Annotated in this window: 14 protein-coding genes; 6 read left to right on the top strand and 8 right to left on the bottom strand. The window is 74.4% G+C overall.

Annotation, left to right across the window (positions count from 1 at the left end):
- Window positions 1-312 precede the first annotated feature (312 nt).
- The 5 genes from IEV86_RS12680 (at window position 313) to IEV86_RS12660 (ending at window position 6,284) form a co-directional block, all read left to right on the top strand.
- On the top strand, window positions 313-1,623 hold the full coding sequence (locus IEV86_RS12680; protein ID WP_043605296.1) for an ABC transporter substrate-binding protein: 1,311 nt from the start codon (window positions 313-315) through the stop codon (window positions 1,621-1,623).
- A 137-nt stretch (window positions 1,624-1,760) separates the two neighbouring features.
- Complete coding sequence (locus IEV86_RS12675) at window positions 1,761-2,783, top strand: carbohydrate ABC transporter permease (RefSeq protein WP_043605251.1); 1,023 nt, start codon at window positions 1,761-1,763, stop codon at window positions 2,781-2,783.
- Window positions 2,780-3,688: a carbohydrate ABC transporter permease gene (locus IEV86_RS12670; RefSeq protein WP_043605248.1), complete on the top strand. Its 909-nt coding sequence runs from the start codon at window positions 2,780-2,782 to the stop codon at window positions 3,686-3,688. The genes IEV86_RS12675 and IEV86_RS12670 overlap by 4 nt, the downstream gene beginning before the upstream one ends.
- Window positions 3,685-5,166, top strand: coding sequence for a GH1 family beta-glucosidase (locus tag IEV86_RS12665; RefSeq protein WP_043605245.1), 1,482 nt, complete (start codon window positions 3,685-3,687; stop codon window positions 5,164-5,166). The genes IEV86_RS12670 and IEV86_RS12665 overlap by 4 nt, the downstream gene beginning before the upstream one ends.
- Window positions 5,163-6,284, top strand: a complete 1,122-nt coding sequence (locus tag IEV86_RS12660) for a LacI family DNA-binding transcriptional regulator (RefSeq protein ID WP_306460063.1) — start codon at window positions 5,163-5,165, stop codon at window positions 6,282-6,284. The genes IEV86_RS12665 and IEV86_RS12660 overlap by 4 nt, the downstream gene beginning before the upstream one ends.
- Window positions 6,285-6,360: 76 nt before the next feature.
- Here IEV86_RS12660 and IEV86_RS12655 read toward each other — a convergent pair whose 3' ends face one another.
- The gene (locus IEV86_RS12655) at window positions 6,361-7,164 is read right to left on the bottom strand and encodes a VIT1/CCC1 transporter family protein (protein ID WP_081978653.1); all 804 of its coding nucleotides are present in this window, start codon (window positions 7,162-7,164) and stop codon (window positions 6,361-6,363) included.
- 118 nt (window positions 7,165-7,282) lie between these two features.
- Here IEV86_RS12655 and IEV86_RS12650 point away from each other — a divergent pair, with 118 nt between their 5' ends.
- Window positions 7,283-8,803 carry a PP2C family protein-serine/threonine phosphatase gene (locus tag IEV86_RS12650; RefSeq protein ID WP_161784035.1) on the top strand — a complete coding sequence of 507 codons (1,521 nt, stop codon included), beginning with the start codon at window positions 7,283-7,285 and terminating at the stop codon, window positions 8,801-8,803.
- Window positions 8,804-8,848: 45 nt separating this feature from the next.
- On the opposite strand, the gene IEV86_RS12645 is transcribed toward IEV86_RS12650, so the two are convergent.
- The 7 genes from IEV86_RS12645 to IEV86_RS12615 form a co-directional block, all read right to left on the bottom strand.
- On the bottom strand, window positions 8,849-9,091 hold the full coding sequence (locus tag IEV86_RS12645) for a hypothetical protein (RefSeq protein WP_043605243.1): 243 nt from the start codon (window positions 9,089-9,091) through the stop codon (window positions 8,849-8,851).
- A 92-nt stretch (window positions 9,092-9,183) separates the two neighbouring features.
- Entirely contained in the window at window positions 9,184-9,330 is a 147-nt protein-coding gene (locus IEV86_RS12640; RefSeq protein ID WP_161784034.1) for a hypothetical protein, read from the bottom strand.
- 71 nt (window positions 9,331-9,401) lie between these two features.
- Complete coding sequence (locus IEV86_RS12635) at window positions 9,402-10,223, bottom strand: esterase/lipase family protein (protein ID WP_188484693.1); 822 nt, start codon at window positions 10,221-10,223, stop codon at window positions 9,402-9,404.
- Entirely contained in the window at window positions 10,217-10,966 is a 750-nt protein-coding gene (locus IEV86_RS12630) for an alpha/beta fold hydrolase (RefSeq protein ID WP_052426108.1), read from the bottom strand. The genes IEV86_RS12635 and IEV86_RS12630 overlap by 7 nt, the downstream gene beginning before the upstream one ends.
- 106 nt (window positions 10,967-11,072) lie before the next feature.
- The gene (locus IEV86_RS12625; protein ID WP_081978650.1) at window positions 11,073-11,426 is read right to left on the bottom strand and encodes an STAS domain-containing protein; all 354 of its coding nucleotides are present in this window, start codon (window positions 11,424-11,426) and stop codon (window positions 11,073-11,075) included.
- Between the two features lie 184 nt (window positions 11,427-11,610).
- Window positions 11,611-12,042 (bottom strand): ATP-binding protein, encoded by a 432-nt coding sequence (locus IEV86_RS12620; protein ID WP_052426107.1) that lies wholly within the window; start codon window positions 12,040-12,042, stop codon window positions 11,611-11,613.
- A gap of 111 nt (window positions 12,043-12,153) precedes the next feature.
- Window positions 12,154-14,436, bottom strand: a complete 2,283-nt coding sequence (locus tag IEV86_RS12615; protein ID WP_052426106.1) for a putative bifunctional diguanylate cyclase/phosphodiesterase — start codon at window positions 14,434-14,436, stop codon at window positions 12,154-12,156.
- Window positions 14,437-14,624: the final 188 nt, after the last annotated feature.

The raw sequence follows: 14,624 nt of genomic DNA, 5'->3' as shown, positions 1-14,624 counted from the left end.
GACTGGTCCGAGCGGGTGGTCCGACGGCGGCTCCGGGTGCGCGACCCGGTGTCGCGTGCGCGTCCGGACGAGCACGTCAGGGCGACGACTGGGTCACGGTTTCATCACGACATTTGACACCGCGGAGTGATCCAGGCCACCGTGGGCCCACCGCGATGAAACCGGTCCCATCACTCGGGACGGCTTCCGTCGGCTCAACGATGAGACCGGTCTCATCGCGGTACTCACGTGCGCCAGCGCCGCGTTCGGACCCCCGACCCGCGGCTGGAGAGGGACGGCAGTGGAGCCGTCCACGAGACGAAGGAGTCGGACGTGCACACCAGGAAGTGGCTCACCCTCGGCGCCGGCATCGCGACCGTCGCCCTCGTGGCCGGGTGCGGTGGCGGGGCCGGAGACGGTGACGACACCGGGACGGGCAGCGGAGGCGAGGGCGGCGGCGACGAGAAGGTCACGCTGACCATCGCGACGTTCAACGAGTTCGGCTACGACGACGGCCTGCTCGACGAGTACATGGAGCTCAACCCGAACATCACGATCGAGCACAAGCGCGCCGCGACGGCCGACGAGGCCCGCGACAACCTCAACACGCGCATCGCCGCGGGCTCGGGCCTGTCGGACATCGAGGCGATCGAGGTCGACTGGCTCGCCGAGCTCATGCAGTACTCGGAGAACTTCAACGACCTGTCCGACCCGGAGCTCGAGGGCCGCTGGATCGACTGGAAGGTCGACGCCGCGACGACGGCCGACGGCCAGCTCATCGGCTACGGCACGGACATCGGCCCGGAGGGCATCTGCTACCGCGCCGACCTGTTCGAGGCCGCGGGCCTGCCCACGGACCGGGCCGAGGTCGCCGCGCTGCTCGAGGGCGACTGGGACACCTACTTCGAGGTGGGCAAGCAGTTCGTCGCCAAGTCGGACGCCGCGTGGTTCGACTCGGCCGGCGCGACCTACCAGGGCATGATCAACCAGGTCGAGAACGCCTACGAGGAGGACGACGACACCCCGATCGGCATCGACCACGACACCGTCAAGGACATCTACGACGCCGTCGTGACCGCGTCGGTCGACGACGAGCTGTCGGCCGGCCTGCGGCAGTGGAGCGACGACTGGTTCGCGGCCTTCCAGTCGGGCGCGTTCGCGACGATGGCCTGCCCGGGCTGGATGCTCGGCATCATCGAGGGCAACGCCGCGGGCGTCGAGGGCTGGGACATCGCCGACGTCTTCCCCGGCGGCGGCGGCAACTGGGGCGGCTCCTACCTGACCGTCCCGACGCACACCGAGCACCCGGAGGAGGCCATCGCGCTCGCGAAGTGGCTGACCGCCCCCGAGCAGCAGCTCAAGGCCTTCGCCTCCAAGGGCACCTTCCCGAGCCAGGTCGAGGCGCAGAGCAGCGACGAGCTCCTGTCGATGACGAACCCGTTCTTCAACGACGCCCCCACCGGCGAGATCCTCGTCAACCGCGCGGAGGCCGTCACGGCGACCCCGCACAAGGGTCCGAACTACTTCGCGATCCACCAGACGGTCCAGGACGCGCTGACCCGCGTCGACGTGGACAAGACCGACGACGCCGCGTCGTCGTGGGACAAGGCGCTCCAGGCGTACGAGGAGCTCGGCCTCGAGTGAGGTCCGCCGGGCTCGACCGAGCCCATCAGCGCGACGGCCTGACCGGCCCTGAGCGCGCGTGAACCGGTGGGCCGGGTGGAGGTCTCCCTCCGCCCGGCCCACCGGAGCCGCCGATCCCCCCACTACCGAGGAACGCCATGGCCACCGTCACCCCGCCCCGGCAGGGCACCCCTGCCGCCGACGGCCCGCGGACCCCCGCGCCGCCGCGGACCCAGCCCTCACGGCTCCGCACCACGCTGGGCCGCCTGGACGTGCGGCTCTCCCCGTACCTCTACATCGCGCCGTTCTTCGTCGTGTTCGCGCTGGTCGGGCTCTTCCCGCTGGTGTACACGGCGTTCGTCTCGATGCACGACTGGCACCTGCTGGGCGGCCAGGGCGAGTTCGTCGGCCTCGACAACTACGTCGACGTCATCCAGCAGCCGACGTTCCTCGTGGCCCTGCGCAACACGTTCAGCATCTTCCTGCTGTCGTCCGTGCCGCAGGTGCTCGCCGCGATCGTCGTCGCCGCGGTCCTCGACGCGAACCTCCGCGCCAAGACGTTCTGGCGCATGGGCGTCCTGCTGCCCTACGTCGTGATGCCCGTCGCGGCCGCGCTGATCTTCTCGCGGCTCTTCGCGGACGGCGCCGGCATGATCAACACCCTCCTCGGCGGGATCGGGATCGAGCCGATCCGGTGGCACGCGGACACCCTCGCGAGCCACGTCGCGATCGCGACGATGGTCAACTTCCGGTGGACCGGCTACAACACCCTGATCTTCCTCGCGGCCATGCAGGCCGTGCCGCGCGACCTCTACGAGGCCGCCGTCATCGACGGCGCGAACCGCTTCCGCCAGTTCTTCTCCGTGACCGTCCCCATGCTTCGCCCGACGATCATCTTCGTGGTCATCACCTCGACGATCGGCGGCCTGCAGATCTTCGACGAGCCGCGCATGTACGACCAGTACGGCCGCGGCGGCGCCGACAAGCAGTGGATGACGATCACGCTCTTCCTCTACGACCTCGGCTGGGGCCCGCAGAAGAGCTTCGGTCGCGCCGCGGCGGTCGCCTGGATCCTGTTCCTGATCATCGTCCTGATCGGGCTCGTCAACTTCGCCATCACGCGACGCATCGCGTCGGCCGGCGACATCGCCCGCACCAAGAAGACGGGAGGCGTCCGATGACGTCCGTGCCGATGATCCGCCAGACGGCCGGCCTCGGTGCCGCACGAGCCGCCGCACGCCGGCGCGGCGTCCACGGCGGCATGGACCGCCGGCCGGGCTGGGTCACGTACCTGCTGCTCACCGTCGTGGTGCTCGCGTCGTTCTACCCGATCTACTACGCGTTCCTGCTCGCGTCCTCCGACGCGCCCACGATCGCGCAGAACCCGGTCCCCTCGCTCGTCCCGGGCCCGCACCTGTTCGACAACCTCGGGCGCGTGATCAGCTCGGACATCCGCTTCTGGGAGTCCGTCCTCAACAGCCTGATCGTCGCGGTCCTGACGTCGGTGTCCGTCGTGTTCTTCTCCACGCTCGCCGGCTTCTCGTTCGCGAAGCTGCGCTTCCGTGGGCGCCGCAAGCTCCTCGTCTTCATCATCGCGACGATGGCCGTGCCGTCCCAGCTGGGCGTCGTGCCCCTGTTCATCGTCATGCGCGAGCTCGGCTGGACCGGCAAGCTCGTCGCGGTCATCGTGCCCGCGATGGTCACGGCGTTCGGCGTCTTCTGGATGACGCAGTACCTCGACGCCGCGCTCCCGTTCGAGCTCATCGAGGCGGCACGCGTCGACGGCTGCTCGATGATCCGGACCTTCTGGAACGTCGCCATGCCGGCGGCGCGGCCGGCGGCGGCGATGCTCGCGCTGTTCACGTTCGTCGCGTCGTGGACGAACTTCTTCTGGCCCTTCATCGTCCTGGGCAGCGGGAACCCCACCCTGCCGGTCGCGCTCCAGCTGCTCCAGGCGTCGTACTTCAAGGACTACTCGCTGATCATGGCCGGCGTCGTCATCGCGACGCTCCCGCTGGTCCTGCTCTTCGTCGTCGCCGGACGCCAGCTGGTCTCCGGCATCATGCAGGGAGCCGTCAAGGGATGACCGTCACCACCAGCCCCACGCCCGCCACGTCCCCCGGGACGGAGCTGGTCTTCCCGCCCGGCTTCGTCTGGGGCGCGGCGACGGCCGCCTTCCAGATCGAGGGTGCCGCCGCCGAGGACGGTCGCGTGCCGTCGATCTGGGACACGTTCTGCCGCGTCCCCGGCGCGGTCGCGAACGGCGACACGGGCGACGTCGCGTGCGACCACTACCACCGCTGGCCCGAGGACGTCGCGCTCATGGCCGACCTCGGCCTCGGGGCGTACCGGTTCTCGACCGCGTGGCCGCGCATCTGCCCCGAGCCCGGCACGGTCAACCGGGCGGGCCTCGACTTCTACTCCCGGCTCGTCGACGGCCTGCTCGAGCGCGGCATCGAGCCGTGGCTCACGCTCTACCACTGGGACCTCCCCCAGTCGCTCGAGGACCGCGGCGGGTGGGCCTCACGGGAGACGGTCGACCACTTCGTCGAGTACGCGCTCGTCGTCCAGGGTGCGCTCGGCGACCGCGTGCGGCGCTGGACGACGCTCAACGAGCCGTGGTGCTCGGCGTTCCTCGGGTACGCCGGCGGTCAGCACGCGCCGGGCCGTCAGGAGCCCGCGGCCGCCGTCGGCGCGCTGCACCACCTCCTGCTGGCGCACGGGCGCGCGGTGACCGCGATGCGCGCGGTCGACCCGACCGCCGACTACGGCATCACGCTCAACATGTCGGTCTTCGACCCGGCGGACCCTGGTTCGCCCGCCGACGTCGCCGCGGCCGACCGCGAGGACGCGCTGCTCAACCGCGTGTTCGCGGAGCCCGTCCTGCTCGGGCGCTACCCGCAGGTCGCGCTCGACGCGTACGCGAGCGTCGGCGTCGCGCCCCCCGTGCACGACGGCGACCTCGCCGAGATCGCCGCGCCGATCGACTTCCTCGGCATCAACTACTACAACGGTGCCGCCGTGACGGCGCAGCGCCCGACGACGGACAGCGCGATGCCCACCGGGGCGCCCGTCGAGCGGACCACGTCGTCGCCGAGCGTCGCCGCCGACCCCGTGTGGTCGGTCTCGCGCGGGCTGCCCCGCACCGCGATGGACTGGGAGGTGCAGCCCGACGGCCTGCGCCGCGTCCTGGAGCGTGCGCACACGGACTGGACCGGCCCGGCCGGCATCCCGATCCACGTGACCGAGAACGGCGCGGCGTACGACGACGACGTCGCCCCGGACGGCTCGGTGCCCGACGCCGACCGCACCGCGTACATCCTCGAGCACCTGCGCGCGGTGCACGCCGCGATGGGGTCGGGTGCCGACGTCCGCGGCTACTTCGCGTGGTCGCTCCTGGACAACTTCGAGTGGGCCTACGGCTACGAGAAGCGCTTCGGCATCGTGCGCGTCGACTTCGACACGCTCGAGCGGACGCCCAAGGACAGCGCGCACGCCTTCGCCCGCGTCGCACGCACGGGGCGCCTGGGCGAGGAACCGCGCGGCGGTACGGTCGTGCCGTGACGACCGAGGGCACGACGATCGAGGCCGGGAGCGCCGCGGACACCGCGCGCGCGACGGGCGACGGCGTGCGTGCGGGCGCGGCCGGCGACACGGCGGTGCCCGCCCGCACGCGGCGCAACGCGCCGACGCTGCGCCAGGTCGCGGCGGCGGCGGGCGTCTCCCGGGCCACCGCGTCGCGCGTGATCAACGGCGGGCACCTCGTGAGCGAGCAGACGCGCGCCGTCGTCGAGGCCGCGATCGCCGAGCTCGGCTTCACGCCCAACCCGGTGGCGCGGAACCTCGCGAACCGACGCACCGGATCGGTCGCGCTCGTCGTGCCCGAGCCCAACCAGCGCCTGCTCAACGACCCGTTCTTCGGGCACGTCATCAACGGGCTCTCGCTCTCGCTCGAGGCCGCCGACCTGCAGATGGTGCTCGTCGTCGTCCGGCCCGGCGGCGCGGGGCACGACCGGGCCGTCCGCTACCTGACGACGGGGCAGGTCGACGGTGCGGTCGTCACGTCGCACCACCGCGAGGACGCGCTCAACCGACGCCTCTTCGAGTCGGGCCTCCCGTGCGTCTTCCAGGGTCGTCCGCTCGGCGTCCCGCACGCCCACTACGTCGACACCGACAACGTCGCGGGTGGCCGCCTGGCCACCGAGCACCTCGTCGCGGCAGGCCGCCGGCGCATCGGGACCGTCGCGGGACCCGCGGACATGAGTGCGGGCATCGACCGGCTTCTGGGCTGGCGTCAGGCGCTCGACGCCGCGGGCCTGCCCACCGACGCCGTCGAGCACGGGGACTTCACGCTCATGGGCGGGGCGGAGGCGGCGCGGCGGCTCATCCGTCGGCACCCGGACCTGGACGCGCTCTTCGTCGCGTCGGACCTCATGGCGTCGGGCGCCCTCACCGAGCTCGCGGCCGCGGGCCGGCGGGTCCCGCACGACGTCGCCGTCTTCGGCTTCGACGACCTGGGCCTCGCGGCGGCCACGACGCCCGCGCTGAGCACCGTCATCAACCCCGTCGAGGCGATGGCCGAGCGCGCGGGCCGGATGCTCGTCGAGATCCTCGGCGGGGCCGAGCCGCCCGACGAGCCGGTCGTGCTCGAGGCCGAGCTCGTCCTGCGCGAGTCCGCCTGAGCGGTCCCGTCCGTACGCCCCTCCCGCCGGCCTGCGGAGCCTGACGCCCGGTCCTGGGCCGCCCGCGACCCGCGCGTCAGCCGACGACGGTCGCGCCCAGGAGCGCACCGATCCCGAAGGTGACGCCCATCGCGAGCGCGCCACCGAGCAGGAGCCGGAGCACCGCGCGCACGCGGTCGGCCCCGCCGAACCACGCGCTCAGCGACCCGGTCACGACGAGTGCCACGAGCACCGCGACGAAGGTCACCGGGATCCGCGTGGCGGGCGTCGCGAGGATCATCGCGACCAGCGGCAGGAGCGCGCCGAGCACGAACGAGACGGCCGACGCGAGCCCGGCGTGCCAGGGGTTCGTGAGGTCGTCGGGGTCGAGGTTGTGCTCGACGTCGAGGTGGGCGCGCACGGGGTCGTGCGCGGTGAGCTCCTCGGCGACGCGCCACGCCGTCGCGGGCTGGAGCCCCTTCTGCTCGTAGATGCGGGCGAGCTGGGCGAGCTCGCCGTCGGGGTCCTCAGCGAGCTCGCGGGTCTCCTCCTCGACGATCGCCCGCTCGGTGTCGCGCGCGCTCGAGACCGAGACGTACTCCCCCAGGGCCATCGACACCGCACCGGCCGCGAGCGAGGCGACGCCCGCGACGAGGATGGCGGTCCGGTCGGTCGTCGCGGCGGCCACACCGACGACCAGGCCCGCGGTCGAGATGATGCCGTCGTTCGCCCCGAGGACACCCGCCCGGAGCCAGTTCAGCCGTGACTTCAGGCCGCCGTTGACGTCACCGGTGCCGTCGGTGGCCGCGCGCGGCGCGGTGGGCCCGGGCACGGGCAGCGGTGCGGGCGACGGGGCGGGCGACGGGGCGGGCACGGGTGCGGACGCGGGCGAGGGGTCCATGCCCCCGACGCTAGGCACACCGACCGACACGCGCCAGCAAGGTGAGGCTCGCCGTACGTGCCCGACGTGTCGCCCCACCGGCCCTGACACCGCGTGCGCGGCTGTGGCACGCTCGGGCATGACGTCGACCGTGGGGGGGCAGGTGCGGGCGGACCTCGCGGAGCACGTGACGGCGCTGTGGTGCGCACCCGGGCTCGGCGTGCTGGTGGGCGAGGCGGACCGCCTGCTCGACGCGAACGCCGCCTTCCTGGGCCTCGTCGGGCTCACGGCGGACGAGGTCGTCGCGCGCGGCTGGCGCGCGCTGCTGCCCGAGGACCGCGTCCACCACGACGAGGTGGCCTTCAAGCAGCTCACCGCGGCCGACGGCGCGACCTTCGCGACCGAGCTCGTGGGACCCGACGACACGCGCGTCCCGGTCCTCGCGTCGGTCCGGGTCCTCGACCCCGACTCGCGTCGGTGGGTCGCCGCGGTCGTCGACCTGAGCCGCGAGTCGCAGCTGCGCCGGATGGCCGAGACCGAGGCGGCGATCGTCGCGACCCTGCTCGCGGACGCCCCGTTCGGGTTCGCCCTCGTCAGCCCGGACCTGCGGTTCCTGCGGGTCAACGCCGAGCTGGCCGCGATGAACGGCTTCACGGTCGCGGAGCACGAGGGCCGGCCGGTCTTCGAGCTCCTGCCCGAGCTGCGCGAGGACGCCGAGCCGCTCCTGCGGCACGTGCTCGAGACGGGCGAGGCGATCCGCGACGTCGAGATCGTCGGCACGACGCCGGCGGACCCGGGCACCGAGCACGTGTGGCGCGAGTCGTTCTTCCCCGTGCGGGCTCCCGGCCGGCCCGCCGTCGGCGTCGCGGCGGTCGCGCGCGACGAGACCGAGCTGCACCGCCTGCGGGCCGAGCTCGAGCGCGTCTCCGACCAGCGGCGCGTCGCGCTCGAGGAGGTCCAGCGGACGCTGCTGCCGACCGAGCTCCCCGTGGTCCCGGGCCTCGACCTCGCAGCACGCTACATGCCGGCGTCCGAGGAGCTCCGGCTCGGCGGCGACTGGTACGACGCGGTCGTCCGTGCCGACGCCCTCCTCGTCGCGATCGGCGACGCCGTCGGGCACGGCGTCCACGCGGTCGGCCTCATGGCGCGGACGTCGGTCGCGCTCACCGCCTACCTCGCCGAGGGGCACCGGCCGGACGTCGTGCTCCACCGCCTGGACGGGCTCCTGCAGCGCGGCGACGCGTCGCGCCCGGACGACGGCGGGACGGTCGCGAGTGCGCTCGTCGCCGAGGTCGACACCGTCACGGGCACGGTCACGTACGCCGCGGCGGGCCACCCCTACGCGCTCCTGCGCTCGGCGGACGGGCGCGTGCGGCGGCTCGGCGCCGCACAGGGGCCGCTGCTGGGCGCGCGGTCGCCGTCGTCGTACCCGTGCGCGACCGCGCTCCTCGAGCCGGGCGGGGCGCTGCTGCTCTACACCGACGGGCTCGTCGAGCGTCGCGACGAGTCGCTCACGGCGGGGATCGACCGGCTCGCGGCGACCGTCGCGAGGTCACGGGGATCGGCCGAGGCGCTCGTGGCCGCGGCCGTCGCGGACTGCCTCGGGGGACGCGAGCGCGAGGACGACGTGTGCCTGTTGGCGGTGGTGCGTCCCGCCTGACGCGTCACGCGGACGTGTCGGGGCCACGGCCCGCGCGTCCCGCCGTCAGGCGGGGACGACCTCCTGGACCTCGACCCCGGGCGCGCGCTCGGCGAGGAGACGCGCGTGCAGCTCGGCGTCGGCCTGGTCGTCCGCCTCGAACACGATCCGCGCGGCACCGGTCTCGGCGTCGCCGTCCTGCGCGACGACCTCGCCGTCGCTCGGGTGCTCGAGGAGCTGCTGGACGAACGGCCCGGCGACGGCGGTGTCGATCGCGGCGGGCAGGCGGAGCAGGGCGGCGAAGCGCATCGGGCGAGGTCCTCCTCATGGACGGGTGCGGACGACTGGCTGCGGGTGGACGGCACGGGGTCCGGTGACGCGCGTCGAACCGCGTGCGTGCCTCAGGCCGCGTCCTCCTCGTGGGCCGACCTGGCGAGGGGGCGCTCGATGCCGTACGAGAGCCGGACGAGCGTCTCCGGTCGGCCGGTCGCGCGGGCCAGGTCGGCCACGAGCCGGTCGATGGTGTCGGACGCCTCGACGGGGGTCATGTGTCCTCCTGGGGACGGGGATGTCGGCCCCCTTCGTCACCCAGGGTCCCCCATCGCCGCGAACTCGCAACTCACGGCCGGCCGCCGGCCCCGGCCGCCGGGTCGGCAGCACGGTCGTCAGCACGGTCGTCGGCACGGTCGTCGTCACGGTCGTCCGCCCCGGCCTGCGCCGGCGGATCGGCCTGCGCGGCCTCGGCCCGCACGGCGGCGAGCACGACGTCCACGAGCCGCGGGTCCGTGAGCACGCGGAAGTGGCCGGGGGTCGCGAGCTCGACGTTGTCCCGCGCGCCGGGCAGGACCGAGCCCGCCGGGATGTGCGGGTCCCAGTGGCTGTAGGCCGACGTGATGCGCGCGTTCACGGACCGCTCGACCGCGAGCGCGGCGATCGTCGGGTCGGTCGGCAGGAACGCCCGCACGGCCCGCAGCGGCACGAGGCGCGCGAGCGACGACCCCCCGAACGGCGTCGCGACCGCCAGCATGCGCGCGATCCGCCGGTCCGGGTCGTGGCGGATCATCGCGAGCTTGCCGATGAGGCCGCCCTTGCTGTGCGCGACCACGACGACGTCCCGCAGGTCGGCCGAGCGCAGGTGGGCGCCGAGGACCGCGGCGGCGGACTCGACCGGTCCGCGGTTGTAGCCGAGCGCCGGCAGCACGTGGACGGCGTGGCCGCGTGCGTGGAGCTCGTCGGCGAGCGGGCGCAGGAACTGCCAGCTCTCGTACACGCCGGGCACGAGGACGACGTCGGGGTGCTCCCGCGGGTCGGGGTCGAGGTAGCCCTCGGGCCCGCCGCGCGCCAGGACGCCGACGGCCTGCCGGTGCAGGACGTAGGCGTAGTCCCGCACGCGCCACCACGTGCGCCGCAGCGCGAGGGCCGCGCGCGCGGCGGTCAGCACGGGACCCGCCTGCGCCCCACCTCGCGCACGACGGCGCCCACGACGTCCGGGCGGGACCACATGACGACGTGCGCCGCCCGCGGGACCTCGACGACGCGCGCGTCCGCGGCGACCGCGGCGAGCTCACGCACGAACCGGCTGGGCGCGATCGGGTCCCGGGCGCCGCGCACCACCGCGGCGGGGACCCGCACCTGCGCGAGCCGCTCGGGCAGCGGGTGGTCGACCATGTGCGGGACGGTCCGGAGGTACCACGCGAGGCCCGTGCGGGCGTACTCGCGCACCTGGAGCGCGGCGCAGGCGGGCGGCTCGCGGAGCACGTCGGCGGCGAGCCGTGCCGCCTGGCGGACGGCGGACGGCGCCCGTGGGTCGGTCACGGGACCGAGCAGGACGAGGCCGCCGACGAGCTCCGGACGGTCGGCCGCGAGCTCGGTCGCGACCTGGGCACCCATCGAGTGCCCGACGACGACCGGCCGCTCGAGGCCCGTCTGCTCCACGAGCGCGGCGACGACGGCGGCGTGCTCGGCGATGGTGGGCGGGTCGCCGTGCAGCGGGCTGCGCCCGAAGCCCGGCAGATCGGGGGCGAGGACCGTCGTGTCGCGGCTGAGCTCGCGCTCGAGGGGCCCGAAGTACCGCGACGAGACGCCGATGCCGTGGACGAGGACGACCGCGGGATCGGTCCCGCGGGTCCACAGCTCGAAGGACGCGACGTCCCGGCCGAGGAGGGACCTCCGGCGCAGGCTCACGCCAGAAGGGTCCCTGTCACCCGCGGCCCGCGCCACCGGGGCGACGGACGTCGACCGCGGTCCGCCGCCGGGCGAGCCGCGGCGGCGGGCGGGAGCGACGCCCTGGTCAGGCCGTCGCGCCCGTGACGTCGACGACGTCGACCGCGTCGCCCATGCCCGTCACCTCGAGGAGGAACGCGACGGTCGGGTGGCCGACGACGACCCGGACGCGCCTGGTCCCCTGGGCCGACAGGCGCGCGAGGAACGCGAGGCCAGCGGAGTCCATGAACGTCACGCGCCGCGTGTCGACGACGACGGGCAGGCCGGCCGCCACGGCGTGCTTGGTCGCGTGCGCGAGGTCCCGCGCGAGGTCGGAGTCCACCTCACCGGACAGCACGACGTGCGTCGCGCCGTCGACCTCGAGCACCTGCACGGCACCGGGTTCGCCGCCCCCCAGGGCGGTGTACGGGTCGTCGGTCACGCGGATCTCCTCAGGACGGCCACGGGGAGGGCGCCGGGGGCGCCGGTCCCGCGACGGGCTGCCTCACCACTGCGGTGTCCTGCCGAGGAAGGCTTCGCGGCGAGCCTACCGCGTGGCGTGCGCGCGGCCGAGGGTCGTCCCGGGCCGGTCGGAAGCGGGGCGGCGGGTGCACCCGTGGCGGCGTTCACGCTCCCCGCCCGTCACCCGCCTGGAACCGCGTCGCGCCGAGGCGGACGGTGAACCACACGGTCTTGCCGCGGACCGCCGTGTCCACGCCCCACTCGACGGACAGCCGGTCGACGATGTCGATCCCGCGTCCACCGAGCTCCGAGGGCTGCGAGCGCCGCAGGACGGGGCGCCCGTGGCCGCGGTCCGTGACGCGCACGGTGACGGCCGCCGGCTGCGGCCGACCCTCGAGCAGGACGTCCTCGCCGCTGCTGCCGTGGCGCACGGCGTTGGAGACGACCTCGGTCGTCAGGAGAGCGAGCACCTCCTGGTCGACCGGGGTCGCGCCGAGGCTGCGCGCCCACCGCACGACGGCGTGGCGCGCGGTGCGGACGGCACCGTGGCTCGGGTCCAGGTCGACGCGCAGCGTCGCGGTGCGGGGGTCGGACATCGCCCCCCTTCCCGGTCGTCGGCGCGTGTGACTGCTCCATCGTGACGGCGGATCCGGCGAGCGCAACCCGACGCGGGATCCCGCTCCGTCGTCGGGTGGGTCCTCGCGTGGTCAGTGCGCGCGCTGGGCCGGCACGCCGAGCCCGAGCACCGCGGGGACGTGCGCGTCGATCCGCCGGACCACGTCGCACAGGCGGTCGGCGGGGACGGGACGGCCCAGCCCGAAGCCCTGGGCGAGGTCGCACCGCATGTCACGCAGCAGCACGAGCGTCTCGTCGTCCTCGACGCCCTCCGCGACGACGCTCAGGCCGAGGCGCTGGCTCAGGTCGACGACGGACCGCACGATCGCGGCGCTCGCGTGCGACCGACGCAGGTCGCTCACGAACGACCGGTCGATCTTGAGCCGCTGCACGGGGAGCTCCTGGAGGTACGCGAGCGAGCCGTACCCCGTCCCGTAGTCGTCGATCGAGAGGGTCACGCCGAGCGCGGCGAGCGCGCGCAGGGCCGTCGCCGACCGCGCTTGGTCGACCATCGCCGACGTCTCGGTGATCTCGAGCTCGACGAGGGACGGGTCGAGCCGGTGCCGCTCGAGCGCGTCGCGCACATCGTCGACGATCGCGGGGTCCAGGAGGTTGCGCACCGAGAGGTTGACCGAGACGGACAGCGGCCGGTCGGCCTGCCAGCGCGCGCACTCGGCGAGCGCGTGGTCCAGGACGAGGCGCGTGAGCGGCCGGATCTGGCCCGTCCGCTCGGCCGCGGGGATGAACGCGTTGGGCCCGAGCAGGCCGTGCACGGGGTGCTGCCAGCGGACGAGCGCCTCGGCGCCGACGACGCGTCCCGAGCACACGTCGACCTGCGGCTGGTAGTGCACGACGACCTGGCCCGCCGCCATCGCGGCACCCAGCTCGGCCATGAGCTCGGGCGCGAGCGCGCCGCCGAGCTCCATGCGGGGGTCGTAGCGCGCGACGCGGTCGGCCACGCCGCGCGCCGCCGAGAGCGCGACGTCGGCCCGGTGCAGGAGCTCGGCGGGGTCGGCGCCGTCGTCGGGCAGCACGACGAAGCCGACGCCGCCCTCGACGTCGACGCCCAGGTCGCTCACGACGACCGGGTCGCCGAGCAGGCCGGCCAGGAGCCGGGCGTGGCGCGCGGCGTCGTCGTCGTCCGCGACGCCCGGGACGAGGACCCCGAACACGTCGCCGCCGAGCCGCGCGAGGACGGCACCCTCGGGCGCGGCCGAGCGCAGCCGGGCGGCGACGGCCCGCAGCAGCTCGTCCCCGATGCGGTGCCCGAGCGTGTCGTTCACCTCGGTGAACCGGTCGAGGCCGAGCAGGAGCACCGCAGACCGACCCTGGGCACCGCGGCGCGCGTCGGCGGTGCGGCGCGAGAGCACGTGCACGAGGCGGCGTCGGTTGAGCAGGCCCGTGAGGAAGTCGGTGTCGGCCAGGGCCGACAGGTGCGCGGCCTGCCGCTGGATGTGGCGGAGCATGAGCACCATCCGCGCCGCGATCAGCCCGATGACCACGGCGGCCGCCGCCGCGGCCTCGGTGACGTGCGGGGTCTGGGCGAGCAGGTCCTCCACGAGCAGCGTCACGGGGAGGAACAGCGCGGCGCACGTGAGGAACGCGATGCGACCACCGGCCTCGATCCGCGCCGGCCGCACGTCGCCGACCGCGCGCATCGACGGGTCGAGCGCCGCCGCCGCGAGCGCGAGGTAGCTGAGCGCGAAGAGCGGGTCGAGGACGAAGACCGAGCCCTCGTACTGGTCGACGTAGGCCAGCGACTGGAACGCGACGTCGGCGACGAGCACGAGGACGAGCGACGCGGCGATCAGCCGCAGCGACCGGTCCCGCACGACGGACGAGACCCCGAGGTGCACCAGGTACCCGAGGAGCACCGCGTCGCCGATCGGGTAGGCGACCGCCGTCGCCTGCTGCGCGAACGTGCCGACGGGCTCGGTCCACGTGGGCTCGATGAACGCGACCCACAGGACCAGCGCGACGCACACGCCGACGATCGCGGTGTCCAGCAGCGCGCGGACGGTCGTGCGGCGGTCCCGGACGGGCAGGAGCATGTGCAGCCCCGCGGCCAGCAGCGGGTACGCGGAGAGGTACGCGACGTCGGCGACCGACGGGAACGGGTCGATCCCGAGCACGTGGTCGGAGAAGACCCACAGCGCGTCACCGAGCACCCACGACGCGAGGCCCGCCGCGAGGAGGTACCACGGCCGCGGCCGACGGGGCCGGTTGCGCCGGATCCCGACGACGGTGCCCGCAACGGCGTACGCGCCGATCGTCAGGAAGAGGAGGTCGCGGACGAGCCCCACCGGCGTGAGGCCCTCGACGATCACGAGGGCTGTCCCGGCGAGGGCGAACAGGAGCGGTCCGCGCGTCACCACGTCCGGATCATCGGCACGTCCGGGCGCGACCTGAGCCGCCGGGGCAGCGCGGGTGCGCCGGGGTCGGCGCGGTCACACCCCCGCCCTCGGTGCCGCGGCGGCGGGGACACGGCGGGCGCCCGCTCCGGTTCACGCGTCTTCACCCGTGCCTCACCTGTGGAGGGGCCGACGGCCCCGGGGGTCGGACG

This window comes from Cellulomonas carbonis, from assembly GCF_014636275.1.
In the GTDB taxonomy this organism is placed as follows: Bacteria; Actinomycetota; Actinomycetes; order Actinomycetales; family Cellulomonadaceae; genus Actinotalea; species Actinotalea carbonis.
This window is presented reverse-complemented; position numbering and strand designations above follow the sequence as displayed.